Genomic DNA, 16,785 nt, shown 5'->3' on the forward strand with positions numbered 1-16,785 from the left:
CCTGAACCGATGTTTAGGCCCTTTCCTTTGTCGCTGGAATTCCCGTTCCGCGCCCCGACCCAAGTCCCGAAAAACGGGCTGCGCCAGAGAGGCGAACCGTCCGCACCGCCCGCTCGCTTGTCAGCTAAGAACTACTCAGGAACAGGCAGATCACATCGCCCCCGGGGATTGCCGATCGAATTCCTGTCGAGCGCTTGTCCGTCATGCGCCCCCTGAGTAGACTCAGCCTTTCTTACAAGCCAGGCGGGACGTTGATGCCGGAGCGCATAGCCGATGATTGCGTGGGACTGGTACAGTACCAGGACCTCCACATCACAGAAGATCTACTCTTGCAATGTGGCCGCATTCTGCCCGGCTACACCCTGCGCTACGAGTGCTATGGAACGTTGAACAGCACTCGCAGCAACGCCGTTTTGATCTGTCATGCATTGTCTGGCGACCACCATGCTGCCGGTTACCATTCCCAGGAGGACAAAAGGCCGGGCTGGTGGGACAGCATGATCGGCCCCGGCAAACCCATCGATACGCGACATTTTTTTGTGGTATGCAGCAATTTCATTGGCTCCTGCAAGGGTTCCACCGGCCCGGCAAGCATCAACCCGGCAACCGGCGAGCCTTGGGGGATGGACTTTCCCATGGTTACCGTGACGGACTGGGTGCATACGCAAGTCACCCTCAGTGATCATCTCGGCATCGATTGCTGGGCGGCGATCATTGGCGGAAGTCTGGGCGGCATGCAGGTATTGCAATGGGCAATCGATTATCCGGAGCGATTGCGCCATGCCCTGGTCATTGCTGCAGCGCCCAATCTGAGTGCGCAGAACATCGGTTTCAACGAGGTCTGTCGCCAGGCCATCATGAGTGATCCCGATTTTCATGATGGACACTATTACCGCTACGGGAGCAAACCACGCCACGGCCTTGCTCTGGCACGCATGATCGGGCATATCACTTATCTCTCCGACGATGCCATGGGGAAGAAATTTGGTCGAGAAACTCGCCTGGGCAAGAGCCTTTCCTACGGCTTCGATATTGATTTCGAGGTCGAAAGCTACCTCCGCTATCAGGGATCCCGATTTGTCGAACACTTCGATGCCAACAGCTACCTCTACATCACCAAGGCACTCGACTATTTTGATCCCTCTGCCGCCTACGGGGGCAATCTCGCGGCCGCGTTCGCCAAAGTCCAAGCAAAATTTTTCGTTGTCAGCTTCAGCAGCGATTGGCGCTTTTCGCCCGAGCGTTCGCGCGAGATCGTGCAGGCCCTGTATACCGCTGGCGCTCACGTGAGCTATGCCGAAATCGAATCCCATCATGGCCACGACTCGTTTTTGCTCCCGATTCCCCAGTACTTGCGGGTCATGCGCTCCTATCTGGAGCGCATGGCAGAGGAGATCGGCGTATGAGCCAGACATTGCGACGCGACTTGCAGATCATTGCCGACTGGATTCGTCCAGGGAGCCGCGTGCTCGACCTGGGTTGCGGCGAAGGGGAACTGCTCTCGCATCTGCAGCAGCAAAAGCAGGTCAAGGGCTACGGCATCGAACTGGACGATGAGCGGGTGGCGGCGGCGTTACGGCGGGGCGTGCCGGTCCTGCAACAGGACCTAGATAGTGGACTGCGGCAATTTGCCAGCGGCAGCGTGGATACGGTGGTTCTGTCCTTGACTCTGCAGGCGGTGCATTACCCTCTTGATCTTCTGTTGGAGATGTTGCGAGTGGGCCGCGAAGGGATCGTCACCTTCCCCAACATGGGACATTGGCGCGCGCGCTGGCAACTCGGCGTTGGTGGCCACATGCCCATAACCGACGTTTTGCCGCATACGTGGTACGATACCCCCAACATCCATCTTTGTACCATTCGCGACTTTGACGCCCTGTGCCACCAGAATCGCATCGAGGTGCGTGAGCGCGTGGTGTTGGACGATCGCCGTCGCAACACCACGAGCAACCGCATGCTGCCCAATCTTCTTGGAGAAGTGGCACTCTATCGATGCGCAAAGGCGGATTGAGCGCAGACCGCGGGAGCCAGCCATGACCCTGGAATTGATTAGCTTTCCCCTTTGTCCCTATGTGCAGCGCTCGGTCATCACCCTGCTGCACAAAGAGGTTCTCTTTACCCTGACCCACATCGATCTGGCCCACAAGCCAGAGTGGTTTCTGGCCATCTCACCCTTGGGTAAGGTTCCCTGTCTGCGCGTCGACACCGACATCGTTCTTTTTGAATCGCAGGTCATCAACGAATATCTCGACGAGACCTTGCCACCGCCTTTGCACCCTGCGAACCCCTTGGAAAGGGCCCGGCACCGGGCCTGGATCGCCCTGGGAGGCGAGGCCCTGGGGGATCAGTTTCAGATGATGGTGGCGCAGGGAGAGGAACGCTTCACTGCTGCCCACCGCCAGCTCTTCGACAAATTGCAGCGACTGGAAACAGCAATGGGCGACGGACCTTTTTTCGCTGGAGAGCGCTTCAGTCTGGTCGATGCCGCGTTCGCCCCGCTATTCATGCGCATGGAAATCCTCCATGCCCTGCGGCCATTGCCGAGCTGGGAAAGTCTCGGCAAACTACGGCGGTGGACCGCGCAACTCATGGAGTTGCCGGAAGTCGCTGGCTCGGTACGGGCAGATTTCGCCAACCTGCTGCGTAACTATTTGAGCGAGAAGGGCAGTTTACTGCTGCGTTCAATCTAATGGAGAGAGGGATGACCGATCACGACCTGCCGGAAAACGAGCAAGAGTCTGCCACTACGCATTTTGGTTATCAGGAAGTTCCGGAGGCGGAAAAGGAAAAGCTGGTGCGCGGGGTGTTCAGCAGCGTTGCGAACCGCTACGACCTCATGAATGATTTGATGTCGCTGGGGGTACACCGGCTGTGGAAACGCTACACGGTAGATCTGGCCCGGCCCCGTCCGGGGCAGCAGGTGCTGGATCTGGCCGGCGGCACCGGAGATCTGGCGGCGCTCCTCTATAAACGTCTGCAGCCAAATGGCCGCATCGTCGTCTCCGATATCAACCCGGAGATGCTGGCGGTGGGCGAAAAGCGCCTCGCCGACAAGGGCATGCTTGGCGGCGTCGAGTTCGTCGAGGCCAATGCCGAAGAACTGCCCTTCGCCGACCAACAATTCGATCTCGTTACCCTGGCCTTCGGCATCCGCAACATGACGCACCCAGAGCGCGCACTGGCGGAGATCTACCGAGTACTCAAGGTTGGCGGCCGCGCCTTGATCCTGGAGTTTTCGCACCCGCGTTGGCCGGGCCTGCAGCAGATCTACGACCTTTATTCCTTCAACATCCTGCCCAAGATTGGCGAGATCGTCGCCAAAGACCGCGACAGTTATCAGTATCTGGTGGAATCCATTCGCCGCTTTCCCGATCAGGATACCTTCCGTATGATGATGGAGGATGCCGGTTTTGCGCGGGTCGACGTGCATAATCTGTCCGGTGGCATTGTCGCCATCCACCGCGGCTTTCGTCTCGATTGATTCTGCCAGTGAAGGGGATTCATCCCCCAGCGTAAAATTTCCCACTTGAGCCGCACCCACTAGCGGAGCATGATGGCGGCAATTTTGGCAGAGGAGTGATGACATGACCCGGGTGCACAATCTTGGTTTTCCCCGCATCGGCCACAAACGTGAGCTGAAGAAGGCCACCGAGGCTTATTGGTCTGGCGAAATCGACGGTGCCGAGCTGGAGGCACGAGGTGCGCAACTGCGGGAGCGTCACTGGCGCATCCAACAGACCTGCGGAGTCGATCTGGTACCCGTGGGCGATTTCACCTTTTACGACCAAATGCTCGACATGAGCTGCACTTTGGGCGCGATTCCGCCTCGCTATGGTTTTAGCGGTGGCCAAGTCGATCGCGACACCTTCTTTGCCATGGCGCGCGGCTCCAAGACCCAGCCGGCCATGGAAATGACCAAATGGTTCGATACCAACTACCATTACATCGTCCCCGAATTCCATGAGGATATGGAGTTCCGGCTGAGCAGCGAGCGGATTTTCGCTCAGGTAAAAGAGGCCCAGGCCTTGGGTTTGAATGCCAAGCCGGTCCTCATCGGCCCGCTGACCTACCTGTGGCTGGGTAAGGAAAAAGATCTGTCCACCGCCCATGGCGAGGCTGGTCATCGCCATGACGAGGGCTGTGCTGGCCATGGCGAGGCGCCGCGTCACGCGGGTTTTGACCGTCTACGTCTGTTGCCCAAGGTTCTCCCCGTTTATGCCGAAATCCTTGGCAAGCTGGCCGATGCTGGCGTCGAGTGGGTGCAGATGGATGAACCGGCGCTGGTCCTCGACCTGCCCCAAGAATGGCTGGACGCACTAGACGAGGCCTATGCAGAACTGGCTCAGGGTAAGACACCCAGGATCCTGCTGGCCACCTATTTCGAGTCCGTCGCCGATCATGCTGCACGTCTCAAAGCGCTGCCGGTTGCGGGACTGCACCTGGATTTGCGACGGGCGCCGGAGCAGCGCGACGTTTTCTTGCAGAGCTATCCGGCCAACAAGATCCTTTCCCTCGGTATCGTTGACGGCCGCAACGTATGGCGGACCGATCTCGATGCCGCGCTGCAACTCTTGGCTCCTGCCCAGCAGGCGCTCGGCGATCGTTTGTGGATTGCCCCCTCCTGCAGTCTGATGCACAGCCCGGTAGATTTGGCTCAGGAAACGGAACTGGATGACGAACTCAAATCCTGGCTGGCTTTCTCCGTGCAGAAGCTGGATGAGCTTTCGGTGCTCGCCCGCGCAATCGACAAGGGAGAGTCAGCGGCCGCCCAGGAACTGGAAGCGGCGCGCAAGGCCGTCGCCTCCCGCAAGAGCTCGCCACGCATCCACAACGCGGCCGTCAACGCCCGCCTGGAGCAGCTGGGCAATGATGATGGCCGGCGCAGCAGTCCCTTCCCGGTCCGTGCCAAGGCTCAGGCGGCGCGTTTCAAGTTGCCACCCTTCCCCACCACCACCATCGGCAGCTTTCCGCAGACCCCTGAAATCCGCAAGGCGCGATTGCAGCACCGCAAAGGTGAGCTGTCTGACGCGGAATACCACAAGATGATGGAGGCCGAAGTAGCCCTGGTAGTCAAGGAGCAGGAACGCCTGGGCCTGGACGTACCGGTACACGGTGAGCCCGAGCGCAACGACATGGTCGAATACTTTGGTGAGCAGCTCGCCGGCTTCGCCTTCACCCGCCACGGCTGGGTGCAGAGTTATGGCTCCCGCTATGTGAAGCCGCCGCTCATCTTCGGTGATGTCTCGCGTCCGCATCCGATGACGGTGGAATGGGCAAAATATGCGCAGTCTCTTACCCAGAAACCGATGAAAGGCATGCTTACCGGTCCCGTCACCATTCTGCAGTGGTCTTTCGTGCGCGACGATCAGCCGCGCGAGCGTACCGCCCTGCAGATCGCCTTGGCCATCCGTGACGAAGTCAAGGATCTGATCGACGCCGGAATCGGCATCATCCAGATCGATGAGCCGGCGTACCGCGAGGGCCTGCCCCTCAAGCGCAAGGATTGGAATAAATATCTGGACTGGGCCTCCCGTGCCTTCCGCATCTCGGCGCAGATCGCCCCCGATGACGTGCAGATCCATACCCACATGTGCTACTCGGAGTTCAACGACATTCTGCCGGCCATTGCAGCGATGGACGCCGATGTGATCACCATCGAGACTTCCCGCTCGCAGATGGAGCTGCTCGATGCCTTCGCTACCTTCAACTACCCCAACGAAATCGGGCCGGGCGTCTATGATATCCACTCTCCGCGGGTACCCAGTGTGGAAGAGATGGTGCAGCTCATGGAGAAGGCAGCCAAGGTGGTGCCAGCCGAACGGCTTTGGGTGAACCCCGACTGTGGCCTCAAAACCCGTAAGTGGGCCGAGGTGACTCCCGCCTTGGAAAACATGGTCAAGGCCACCCAGGAAATTCGCCAGCGCCTCGCCTGAACACAGCGGTTACCCAAACCCAGCAACCCCCGCCCTGCGGGGGTTTTTATATGGCTGGGGAACTCGTTCCACCTCTGTTACTCTAACGGCCCGCCAGATCTGCTAAGGGGAGCCACTGGATGAGTCTGCCTCAGACCTCTTCCGCCGGGCAGCGTTCTGCTGTCGGGAACATCAATCTTTCACCACTTGCCAATTTCCGTTTCGACGTTCCTGCCGCCCTGGTCGTAGCCTTGGTGGCCATCCCCCTCTGTCTTGGCGTGGCCCTGGCGTCGGGGGCGCCACTGATGGCGGGCATCCTGGCGGGCATCGTCGGCGGCATGGTCGTGCCGCTGTTCAGCAAATCGCCCCTCTCGGTCAGCGGCCCCGCTGCCGGACTCACGGCCATCATTGTGGTCGCCATCGAAGACCTGCACAGCTTTCCCATTTTCTTGCTGGCAGTGATCATTGCCGGCGTCCTACAGATCCTCATGGGCGTTCTGCGCGCCGGCGGCATTGCCTATTTTTTCCCATCTGCGGTCATCGAAGGCATGCTTGCGGCCATCGGCATCATCCTGATCATGAAACAGTTTCCCTATGCAGTGGGCTTCGATCTAGGACAATTTGGCGGCCAGGAATTCAGTAGCGGGGGAACGGAAAACACCTTCTCCGGCATTTTCAGTGCGCTGGGGCACGTGCATTGGGGTGCGCTATTGATCAGCGTGGTCTGTCTGACCATTCTTCTGTTCTGGGACCAGGTCCCGTTTCTAAAAAGACAAACCTGGTTTTCCGGCCCTCTGATAGCCGTACTTGCCGGTACGCTGCTCAACCTGTTGTTTGGCGCTGCATTCCCAGAGCTGCAACTCGGCGCCGACAAGCTGGTGCAACTACCCGTCATCCACTCCGTGGGAGAGCTCGGCCAGCTCGTACAGTTTCCCGATTGGTCGGCGCTGGGTCAGCAGCAGGTGTGGATCGTTGGCGTGACTATCGCCATCGTCGCGAGCTTGGAGAGCTTGCTGTCCATCGAGGCCGCCGACAAGCTCGATCCTTTCAAGCGACGTACCCCCTGGATGGCGAACTCTACGGTCAGGGGGTAGCCAATATCATCAGTGGACTGCTCGGAGGACTACCCGTCACGGCGGTTATCGTGCGCTCCAGCGCCAACATCAGCGCCGGGGGCAGAACCAAGGCGGCGGCGTTTCTCCATGGAGTCTTTCTCCTCGTTGCCGCTCTTTTGCTGGCACCTTTTCTCAATCGGATTCCGCTGGCGGCGCTGGCTTCTGTGCTAATGATGGTGGGTTTCAAACTCGCCCACCCCAAGGTCTTTCGCCATATGTATTCCCTGGGCAAGACACAGGTGCTTCCGTTTGTCATTACCATTGTCGCCATACTCTCTACCGATCTGTTGATCGGCGTCGCCGTGGGCCTGGTGACTGGTCTGTTTTTCGTTTTGCGCGCCAATTATCATAGCGCCTTGGAGCTTCGTCAGGACGGCACCCATCAGTACCTGCTGCGTTTCAAGCGCGAGCTGACCTTCGTAAACAAGGCGCGTCTGGCTCGTTTACTGGACTCTTTACCGCAAGGGAGCACCCTCATCCTCGACGGAGCGCTGGTGACCTTCATCGATCACGACGTGCTGGAGGTCATCCGCAATTTTGAAGAGTCTGCCCCCCTGCGCCAGATTCAGGTCTCGGAACGGAATTTCGATAACCCGGTACTAAGAGCGCAGACCTGATCATTGCGGCAGTTTGGTGGATAACGGTAGATTACGTTCAATTGCCAAACGCCGCAGGGCGTCCGCGTTCTTGCCATCTCTGGCAAGGCGTTCCCACAGCGGATGCGGCCCGAGGTTCATACCCGCCCGCAACATCCGTTCGCGGATGCCTCCGCCACCCTCACCGAGCGCCAGATTCATCAGGATCAAGGCATCGATATAGCCCTCGATATCTCGCTGGTTGTGCGTGATACGCAGCAGTTCCGCGTATAGCGGCAGTCTTAGCGGCTCTTCCTGGATGGCGGCTTGCAGTATGGCAACGCCGTAGTGCGGATCGGCATTGCGTGACACCAATGCCAGCGCCTTGGCCGCCGTCATTGGCTCTTGCAGCTGCGCCTCTGGCGAGGGAATGGGCATGCCCATCTTCTCCGCGAGGACCAGCAATTCCAGATTTCCAGGGTCGCGACGCAAGCCGTCGCCGACGCGTTGCTTCCACCACAGCTCGTCGCCGGGCGCGGCACTCGATTCGCCAAGGCTTTCAAGCAGCTGCGTATAGGCATTCATGTCTTCCAGAGCAAGGTAGGCGTCGAGGAGCTGATTGATGGCCCGACCATCGCCGGGCTGCAGATCCACATACCAGCGCAGGACCGTCGCAGCCTGTGAATAATGGCCGTACTGCATGTAAATATCCGCTTCCCGCAGCAGATCTTCCCCGCTCAGGGCTTCTTCTTGCACGACCTGCCGCGGCGCGACCGTCCCCGGGGCAGAAGGAGACGCCGCGACGACGGGCTGCTCTTCGGGCGCAGGCGGAACTGGGGGAAGCTCGGCGCTACGCGCCGTTTTCTTGCCTTTGCGCCGTCCAGTGAAGCGGATGTACACCTCAATGGCGACCAGCACCACCACAACGATTTCCAGGATCAACATCAAACCCTGCACGTATCTCGCTCCTGACTTGCCACTCTGTGCATGGGCACTTAGTCGAAAATGAAAAATTTACCGGGAGGGGATTAGGGTACCCCGTGTTGGATACCACCCAAGGAAAATTCATCGTGCATGGCGTTCCTCTGTCCAATTTCACCAAGGAGGAGCCGCAGTAACGTCAGCACTTCTTCCCGATCGCGAACGTCCGTAGTAGTGAGACGCAAGCGGAGGTCACCGTGTCGAAGATAGGGCGGAAGACGCAGTTCTTCGCGCTCCACTCCGGAAAGCTTGTTGAGCGCAACCACTCCCACGGGTTGGTGCAGGTAAGGTAAAATTCGGTCCAGGTACAGATGGATTCCCTGCAGCGGTTTGGGTATGCGCGCATCCATCAACAGTAGTATGCCGCTGGCATTCCGGCTGAGAATTTCCCACATGAATTGGAAACGCTCTTGACCCGGAATTGCATAGACATGCAAACGGTCATTGCTCAAAGGGCAATCGATCACCCCGTAATCCAAGGCGACCGTCGTCGTAGTCTTGTTGTCCGAGACCGCCTCACTGTGGAGCGCATCGGTAGTGAGCGCTTGGTCACCAAAGAGCGTATGCAGCACGGTGGTCTTGCCCGCGCCGACATGCCCGGCAATCAGGATCTTCCTGACGGTCCGTGGTGGCCTGACGACGTCCGAGTTCTTGCACATTTTCAGTTGGCAGGCGCCGAAATGGCTTCTCCGACATACTTGCCGACCCAATGCTCGATGTCCTGCACGTCGCGCAGGTGGCCATACAAGCCAATCCGCGCCTCAAATTTGGTGACGGACGCCCCCAGTCCATGCAAGGTGATCAGGATTGCATCTCCCCCCGCCGTGTATCCCCGCAACTCTACCGTCTGCGGATTCACAGTTTTTGTACCAGTAAAACGCATACCGGCAGCCGGCAGGGCGCGTTCCGTGGCACTCACGACCGTAGCCAGCGAGGCAGGGTAGTAGGTGTAGTAGGGCACCGGATTGATCTGCGGCGCAATGGTGGAACTACAGGCACTCAGAGAGCCCGCCATGCCAAGCAACAGCGGCAGCATTATTACGTTTCTTTTCAAGTAATCATCCTCTCATCCGGGGATCTCTGATCACCTTGGGGAAGCGCCAAGGCACCTACTTGCGCATGGCATAAAATGCTACCATATTGATTACGAGTAAAGCCAACTGTAACGGTAGAGAGAGGGAGTCATCAATGACGAAAATACGTTGGATAGTCATCGCAGTGGTTCCTGCCGTCCTGGCGGGCTGTGCCAATAATCCCTATGCCAGTAACGCAACCACGGCCAATACCGCGGGCGGGGCACTGCTGGGCTCGATCGCTGGCGCGGTCATTGGCAATCAGACCGGGTCGCCATTGGCGGGGGCTGCTATCGGTGCGGGGCTTGGCGGGCTGGCCGGCTACGGCATTTCCCGATCGCAGGAACAGCAGGCCCCCCAGCCAGCGCAGCCGGGCTATTACGCACCCCCTGCCAACAATGTGCAGTGCCCGCCGGGGTATACCTGCACGCCGACCGCGCCACAATATCAGACGCCACCCAGCTGCCCCCCAGGCTATACCTGCACCGCCAATTGAGGGCAGACGGCGCTTTGGCACAGAACGGCACGCAGCCTGAACAGCAAACATGGCAGCAAGCCGTCCTCAACTGGCAGGGAAGTGTTCCGTTCTGGCAACGACAGGGGATCGTCGTTGCCGGTTCTGGGCCGCTTCGCTGGGCACATATTGATCTCAATGGGCGACAGATGGCCATGCAGATACCCTCGGCGTGGCAGAAAACCGCGCAGGAGCGTTGCGAAATTCTGTTGCACAGTAACGAAGTCATCGCGCTGAAAAATGCGGACGATGTCGTCCATCCCTTACGCCTCGATCGTTTTGGGGCAGGCGTCGAATTACTCCGGCGCGAATGGATGCTGAGCCTGTTCCTCTTTGGACCGATATTGGGGGTTTTTCTGGTAAACCTCATCTTTGGCATGCCGACATTTTTGTGGTGGGCGGCGTTCGGCGTCCTGGTCTTTTCGCTGGCCATCATGGCCAGCCTGCTGCGGCGGGATCTGCGTAACATGCGAGGCTGGTTGCAGAGCCGACAAAAATACCTGTCTATCGGCCAATAACCGGTTCGCATCCGTGCCGGCACTCGCAGGCACCTTGGCAACCCGGTTTTTTTCTTCTATCTTTCCTGTTAATAAGATTGATATCTCGCGTATTACCGTAAGTATCGAGGCGAGCCAGTTCACCGTTGAAAATGGAGGTGAAGAGGGGAATGCAGGAATCGGCACCTAACCGTCTGCTGCGCTGGTCTTGCGTTGCTGCAGGACTCGCGACTCTGGCCGGCTGTGCCAGCGTATCCACACCACCGCCATCTTCGATAGCACGCAGTTCGAATTCTGGAGTGGCCTACTCCACCGGCACTACCTGCTACGCCCCTTCTCCCAATCTGCAGGCGGCCTACAACCAGCCTTACGAGATCAATGGGCAGTGGTACCACCCACTGCAAAGTGCCCAGGGGTATAACCAGACGGGCACGGCCTCATGGTATGACATCGCATCTTCCAGTCACGTCACGGCCATGGGTACTGCCTTTCACGACAACCGCTTGACGGCTGCAAGCCGGGTGCTGCCGCTACCCACATGCGTGCGCGTCACCAATCTGCAAAATGGCCGTAGCATTTTGGTCTTGGTCAATGATCGCGGCCCCTTCGTTGCTGGACGCATCATGGATTTATCGATTGGCAGCGCGCGTGCCCTAGGCATCGTCAACCAAGGAACGGCGCAGGTACAGATTCAAGCAGTGCAGAGCAGCGTTCCCGCACCAGCGCCCTATCGTCCGCAGGTAATTCCGCAACTGGTTCCGGTACAGAACGTTCGACCGGTCGCACCCAGTGTGCCCCCCGCCCTGCAGTTGTCTGGCTCCGGCGCAGCAAATTCCCAAGCAAAGCTGCGCTCGGTGGTGGCCAGCGCTTTTGCCAGTCCCCAGCAACCGATATCGGTTCCCGCAAAGCCAGCGGCGAAGCCAATCACGACAGCTGTGCGGCCGGTGCTTTCCGCCCCACAGCTCGAAGATGTGATATATCTGATCAGCAGCCAACCCATGGAATTGCAGCGAGCACGTGAGGAGCAGCAAAAATTACAGGCTTTCGGAATTACGACGGCACATCTGGTCCCCGCTGCCCAGGGCTATATGGTCAAGATCGGCCCATTGGCAAGCACTGACAATACCGAGAGCTATGTACACAGCCTACGCCGCCTACAGTTGGGCGATTTTCAGCTCAGTCAAAAAAGCGTCGACTGATCAGGCCTCGGTGCTCGTACTGAAGATGGTATCGAGCACCGCATCTCCCCGAAATTCCTCACCCATGAGGCTTTCCACCAGCAGCTGACCGCCCAGCACCTCGGGCGCGATTACCAGATCGACCCCGGTCTGACGCAAGCGCTGCAAATGCCGCTGGTTTCCCACCAGAGCCACAGTTTTCCCGGGGACCGCCATCTCCTTGGCCGTAAGGACGATGAAGGCATTTTCACTATCGTCATTGCGCAGCGCCAGAACTCCCAAAGCCCGCATCGCACCAGCGCGACGAAGAATTTCGGGATCTGTAGGGTCACCCACGAAAAGGTCGTCCTCCGGTAACCACAACGGTTCCGGTCGTGCCGGCGCGACCACGAGCACACGCAGGTGGCGGCGGCGCAGGGCCCGGTAGGTATTCTGCGCGAAGAGATTGTCACCGATGAGGACATAATGGTCACTCCAGTCGGATTTTTTCTCTCCCAGTAGCAGGCGTTGCATCCGCCCATTGATCAGCGGTACCACCACGGCCGAGATCGAAGTGGCGAAAACGGTGATCCCAAGGATGATGATGGAGATGACGAAATAGCGTGCTTCCGGGCTTTTGGGGACGATGTCACCGTAGCCGACCGTAGACATGGTCACCACGGCAAAATAGAGGGCCGACTCCAACGATTTGATTTGCGGGCTGAAACCGGCTCCCAGGACATAGGAACCAAAGACTGCGTAGCTCAGCAGTAACACGATGGAAAGAAACGCAAAAAGGGTACCGGCGGCGACACTCGACCGGGAAAAATGTCGGCGAAAGACCAGTAAACCCAGCAAAATCAAGCCGTTGAATGCCAGCATGGCGACACTGAGATGCTGGTATCGGTGCAGCAAAAGCGCGAGACTGATCGCCGAAATCATCAGCGTCAGGGCCCAGGAGAGGCGGGAGCGGAACACCAGCCCAAAGGCCATGATCAGGAGCACCGCACCCACGACTAGCGCTGGAATGGCGCCAAGCTGAGACATGATCGGCAGATCTGTGAGGTTGCTGCTGGGAGTGATCACCGACAATTCTGGGATCAACGACTTCAAGGCCGGCAGGGCATGCAGCAAAGAGAGCGCGCCCAACGCCGCCACCGCCAAAGCCAAAGGAATTTGCGGGAACCAACGATCGAGACGCAAAACGGCGCGCGTGCGCGTGCCCCAGCGGCGCAAGCGCTGCCAGGGAGAAAAATGAAACAGTTCAGTAGCGCGGATCATGGACAAAAATCCCCGCTACCGACCTTCACGTTATGGGTGCTCGTTACCATCATCGCTGGTAAAGGTACTCTTCATTCCCATTACCATGGCGACGACCCAGAGCAGACTCAGCACGATAAACAAAGCATAAAACATGACTACTCTCCTAGTTTCTTACTATCGACTTGAGACAATATTAGAACACGAACGTTTACTCAAATTCCAATCGAGCTCAGCCGAAGGCCTGCGCCGGATTGACGACGATGTTGGTAAACGTATGCAATTTCAGCTTGGGACGCAAATAGGAGAGGATCGCGGCCTTCGCCAGTGGCAAGGCCTGCCAGGCATTGCCGCCACCATCCTCCACCACCGCCGCCACAGCGATTTTCGGGTGATGATAAGGCGCCCAGCCGATAAACAGGGAATCATCGTTATAGATAGTGCGTCCGTCTTTGTAGCCCACCGGGACCTCGGCGGTGCCGGTCTTGCCCGCGACGCTCAAGCCCGGATAGGCGACGGTCTTACAGGTGCCCGAAGTAACACAGGCGCGCATCCCCTCGCGCACGGCACGTAAGGCGAATCCCGGTATGTGCAAGCGGCGTGCCGGCGGAAAATCGGGCTCGGTGATCTGACCCGTTTGCGGGTTTTTCAGGTCCTTCAGTAAATGCAGGTAGGGCAAATGACCCCCATTGGCAATGGCAGCAACCGCACGCACCAGCTGGGTTGGGGTGACCAAGAGATACCCCTGGCCGATCCCTAGGATCACCGTATCACCGGTATACCAAGGCGCATGTAGATGACTGATTTTCCAAGAGGGTGTGGGTACGAATCCGGCAGCGCTGCCGGCGATGTCGATGGGTGCCGGTCTACCAAAACCGAAGCGCCACAGGGTCTGGTCCTGCAGCTGAATCCCCATTCTCAACGCCAATTTATAAAAGAAAACATCGACCGACCAAGCCAGCGCCTTGCGCAGTCCGGTCTCACCGAAACCTGCGCGATACCAGTCCCAGAAGACGTGCCCGCCGACTTTGATATAGCCGGGGCAGTAGGTATGGAAATCTGGACGGATGATGCCTTTCTGCAGGGCTTCGAGGGAATAGAAGGGCTTGATGGTGGAGCCGGGGGGATAGAGCCCAGCCACGGTTCGGTTGAGCAACGGATGGTCGGGGTCGTGCAGCAGCGATTGCCAATGCTTGCTGCTGATACCAGCGACAAACCAGTTGGGATTGAAACTGGGATTACTGACACTGGCGAGGATCGCGCCGGTATTGGGGTCAATGGCGATCAGGGCCCCCCGGTAGTGCTCCTTTTCCATGACGTGGGCAACGGCCTGTTGCACCCGCAGACGCAAGGTCGTGTGTACCGTATCGCCTGGCTTGGGCGCCACCCGACGCAGAGGCGCCACCGGGTCCCCTAAAGCATTCACGCTGCGGATGTCATAGCCAAACCGCCCACGCAATTGCCGTTCCAGGGTATACTCCAAGCCACTGACGCCAATCGTATGCCGATATAGATACTGCTGCGGATCGAACCCTTGCAGGTCTCGTTGCGTGACCGGCCCGACATAGCCGATCGTGTTGGCAAAGAGACTGCCATAAGGGTAATAGCGGTGCCAACGCACGGCGAGACGAACTCCCGGGTATGCCTCCTCACGCACGGCAAAGCGCGCCAGCAGTTCGGGCGAGAGGTGGGCGAGCAGGACGCGCGGCAGATAGGCTGGCTTGTCATCGATGGTATGCAAAAGGTGACGTATGGTCTTTTGCGGGATCGGGAAGTCCTGCTGCAGCCTGTGCAAGGTGGCATGCAGGTGATGAATTTCATCTGGGATCAGCTCGAGGACGTAGTACGCGCGATTAGCCGCCAACACCTGGCCATGATCCGCCAGAACCAGACCGCGGGGCGGCGCCAGAGGGACGATGGCGGTATGATTGGCACGAGCCAACTGACGAAAGCGCCGATACTGAAAGACCTGCAGGTCGATCACCCGGGCGGCGAGTACCAGCAGCAGCACTAGCAAAACCAGCGCCGCCCACCCCAGGCGTCGGCGGAAGCGACGCGACTCGTCCCGATGCGTATCCATGTGCAAGGAATAGAGGACAGAAAGGGCAAAGAGTTCCCGGCACCAACAGGGATATTCATCACCGTTCACAGGCTGTCTGGGAACTTCCCCGTGGCCTGCCCGTCATAGTCTACGTCAAACAACAGGGGAACAGCCGAATTATGACCGCAAAATCCGCAAAATCTCGCAAAATGATCCTTGCTGTCGGCAGCGCCGTATTTGCCGTGGGTTTGGGAGCCGTTGGCGTCTCTTTTGCCGCCAACGAGGAGATGCCCATCCCCAAGCCGGTTCTGCATGCGCCCGGTCCAAAGATGGTACCGGTACCGGATTTCAGTCCAATCGTCGAGAAGTATGGTAATGCGATTGTCAAAATCGATGATTCCGATACCAAGGTCGTCGGTGGCGCCCAGGGGCAGAACCCCTTCCCGAAGAACTCTCCGTTCTATCAGTTTTTCCAGAACTTCCCCGGCGTGCAGCCACCGCAGAGGGAGAAAGAAGAGGCCCTCGGCTCGGGTTTCATCATTTCCCCCAACGGCTACATCGTCACCGCCGGCCATGTGGTGCGCGGCATGCACCACATCATCGTCACCCTCACGAACCATCGCGCGTATCCGGCCAAGGTGGTCGGTCTCTCGGTGCGTTATGATACGGCCCTGCTAAAAATCGACGCCCACAATCTGCCAACGGTGGAACTGGGGAACGCCAACGACCTGAAAGTTGGCCAGTGGCTGCTGGCCATCGGCATGCCCTTCGGCTTCTATAACACCGTGACCCAGGGCGTGGTGAGCGCTCTGGATCGTTCTTTGCCGCACGATGATGAATATATCCCCTTCATCCAGAGCGATGTGCCGATTAATCCAGGTAACTCTGGCGGCCCCATCTTCAATATGTCCGGGCAGGTGGTCGGAATCAACGATCAGATCTACACCAACGATGGTGGCTATATGGGCCTCTCATTCAGCATCCCCATCAATACCGCCATGCGCGCCGTGGATGCTTTCCTTGCCCACAAAAAGTTACGTTTTGGCTGGCTGGGCGTCGATGTGCAGGAAGTGACACCGCAAATGGCACAGGCTCTGCATCTGAAAGAGCCGGTAGGGGCGCTGGTAGCCAATGTGGAACCCAATGAAGCAGCGGCTAAGGCGGGACTGAAGACTGGCGATGTCATCGTCACCTATGACCACAAACCGGTATACAGTGTCGGCTCCCTGCCTCCGCTGGTGGGCGACACGCCGCCGGGGACGAGGGTTCCCATCGGCATCCTGCGCAATGGCAAACCGGAAACCATCGATGCCGTCATTGGCACCATGCCACAAAAAATGCGCCATGCCGAGATGGACAAGGTGGTGGATATTCATCGGCTGGGCCTGCGGGTAAGCAGCCTGGATGCGGCCGAGAAAAAGGCCCTGGGGATTCGCCACGGTGTCCTCATCGAGAGCGTCTATCCCGGCCCAGCGGCAGAAATCGGCCTGCATGAGGGCATGGCCATTCAGGAGATCAATCAACAGGCCGTCGACAGTCCCCAGCAGCTGGAGAGCATCGTCAAAGGTCTTCCGGCGCATCAGCCGATTTCCGTGCTGATCCGTCAGGGGCATAACAGTCTCTTCGTGGTCATCCATCTGCCCAAAGAGTAAGGAAATCG

At 58.5% G+C, this 16,785-nt stretch carries 16 protein-coding genes; 11 read left to right on the forward strand and 5 right to left on the reverse strand.

The annotated features are described in order from the left end of the window. The first annotated feature begins 254 nt into the window (after positions 1-254). The 7 genes from ORD17_RS02440 to ORD17_RS02470 all read left to right on the forward strand — a co-directional run bounded on the left by ORD17_RS02440 (position 255) and on the right by ORD17_RS02470 (position 7,644). Complete coding sequence (locus ORD17_RS02440) at positions 255-1,406, forward strand: homoserine O-acetyltransferase (protein WP_308389318.1); 1,152 nt, start codon at positions 255-257, stop codon at positions 1,404-1,406. After that, positions 1,403-2,011, forward strand: a complete 609-nt coding sequence (gene metW, locus ORD17_RS02445) for a methionine biosynthesis protein MetW (RefSeq protein WP_308389319.1) — start codon at positions 1,403-1,405, stop codon at positions 2,009-2,011. Before ORD17_RS02440 ends, metW begins: the two co-directional genes overlap by 4 nt. A gap of 22 nt (positions 2,012-2,033) precedes the next feature. Continuing rightward, positions 2,034-2,690 (forward strand): glutathione S-transferase family protein, encoded by a 657-nt coding sequence (locus ORD17_RS02450; RefSeq protein ID WP_308389320.1) that lies wholly within the window; start codon positions 2,034-2,036, stop codon positions 2,688-2,690. 11 nt (positions 2,691-2,701) lie between these two features. Continuing rightward, entirely contained in the window at positions 2,702-3,481 is a 780-nt protein-coding gene (gene ubiE, locus ORD17_RS02455) for a bifunctional demethylmenaquinone methyltransferase/2-methoxy-6-polyprenyl-1,4-benzoquinol methylase UbiE (protein ID WP_374693385.1), read from the forward strand. A 103-nt stretch (positions 3,482-3,584) separates the two neighbouring features. Further along, complete coding sequence (gene metE, locus ORD17_RS02460) at positions 3,585-5,933, forward strand: 5-methyltetrahydropteroyltriglutamate--homocysteine S-methyltransferase (protein WP_308389321.1); 2,349 nt, start codon at positions 3,585-3,587, stop codon at positions 5,931-5,933. Positions 5,934-6,052: 119 nt separating this feature from the next. Next, the gene (locus tag ORD17_RS02465; protein ID WP_308389322.1) at positions 6,053-7,006 is read left to right on the forward strand and encodes a SulP family inorganic anion transporter; all 954 of its coding nucleotides are present in this window, start codon (positions 6,053-6,055) and stop codon (positions 7,004-7,006) included. 17 nt (positions 7,007-7,023) lie between these two features. After that, positions 7,024-7,644: a SulP family inorganic anion transporter gene (locus ORD17_RS02470; protein WP_308390035.1), complete on the forward strand. Its 621-nt coding sequence runs from the start codon at positions 7,024-7,026 to the stop codon at positions 7,642-7,644. On the opposite strand, the gene ORD17_RS02475 is transcribed toward ORD17_RS02470, so the two are convergent. The 3 genes from ORD17_RS02475 to ORD17_RS02485 all read right to left on the reverse strand — a co-directional run bounded on the left by ORD17_RS02475 (position 7,645) and on the right by ORD17_RS02485 (position 9,637). After that, the gene (locus ORD17_RS02475) at positions 7,645-8,559 is read right to left on the reverse strand and encodes a hypothetical protein (RefSeq protein WP_308389323.1); all 915 of its coding nucleotides are present in this window, start codon (positions 8,557-8,559) and stop codon (positions 7,645-7,647) included. It lies immediately after the preceding gene. 71 nt (positions 8,560-8,630) lie between these two features. Beyond that, positions 8,631-9,242, reverse strand: coding sequence for an ATP/GTP-binding protein (locus ORD17_RS02480; RefSeq protein ID WP_308389324.1), 612 nt, complete (start codon positions 9,240-9,242; stop codon positions 8,631-8,633). A gap of 2 nt (positions 9,243-9,244) precedes the next feature. Beyond that, positions 9,245-9,637 carry a hypothetical protein gene (locus ORD17_RS02485; protein ID WP_308389325.1) on the reverse strand — a complete coding sequence of 131 codons (393 nt, stop codon included), beginning with the start codon at positions 9,635-9,637 and terminating at the stop codon, positions 9,245-9,247. A 134-nt stretch (positions 9,638-9,771) separates the two neighbouring features. Here ORD17_RS02485 and ORD17_RS02490 point away from each other — a divergent pair, with 134 nt between their 5' ends. The 3 genes from ORD17_RS02490 to ORD17_RS02500 all read left to right on the forward strand — a co-directional run bounded on the left by ORD17_RS02490 (position 9,772) and on the right by ORD17_RS02500 (position 11,866). After that, complete coding sequence (locus ORD17_RS02490) at positions 9,772-10,152, forward strand: glycine zipper domain-containing protein (RefSeq protein ID WP_308389326.1); 381 nt, start codon at positions 9,772-9,774, stop codon at positions 10,150-10,152. A gap of 14 nt (positions 10,153-10,166) precedes the next feature. Next, entirely contained in the window at positions 10,167-10,688 is a 522-nt protein-coding gene (locus tag ORD17_RS02495; protein WP_308389327.1) for a hypothetical protein, read from the forward strand. A gap of 149 nt (positions 10,689-10,837) precedes the next feature. Beyond that, positions 10,838-11,866 (forward strand): septal ring lytic transglycosylase RlpA family protein, encoded by a 1,029-nt coding sequence (locus ORD17_RS02500; protein ID WP_308389328.1) that lies wholly within the window; start codon positions 10,838-10,840, stop codon positions 11,864-11,866. On the opposite strand, the gene kch is transcribed toward ORD17_RS02500, so the two are convergent. Both kch and mrdA read right to left on the reverse strand, forming a co-directional pair. After that, on the reverse strand, positions 11,867-13,105 hold the full coding sequence (kch, locus tag ORD17_RS02505) for a voltage-gated potassium channel protein (RefSeq protein ID WP_308389329.1): 1,239 nt from the start codon (positions 13,103-13,105) through the stop codon (positions 11,867-11,869). It lies immediately after the preceding gene. Positions 13,106-13,316: 211 nt separating this feature from the next. Next, positions 13,317-15,233 carry a penicillin-binding protein 2 gene (gene mrdA / locus ORD17_RS02510; RefSeq protein WP_308389330.1) on the reverse strand — a complete coding sequence of 639 codons (1,917 nt, stop codon included), beginning with the start codon at positions 15,231-15,233 and terminating at the stop codon, positions 13,317-13,319. Between the two features lie 71 nt (positions 15,234-15,304). Between mrdA and ORD17_RS02515 the strand changes: the two genes are divergently transcribed. Next, complete coding sequence (locus ORD17_RS02515; RefSeq protein WP_374693386.1) at positions 15,305-16,777, forward strand: Do family serine endopeptidase; 1,473 nt, start codon at positions 15,305-15,307, stop codon at positions 16,775-16,777. The last annotated feature ends 8 nt before the right edge of the window (positions 16,778-16,785 follow it).

It is taken from the genome of Acidithiobacillus sp. AMEEHan (genome assembly GCF_030996345.1).
Classification (GTDB): domain Bacteria; phylum Pseudomonadota; class Gammaproteobacteria; order Acidithiobacillales; family Acidithiobacillaceae; genus Igneacidithiobacillus.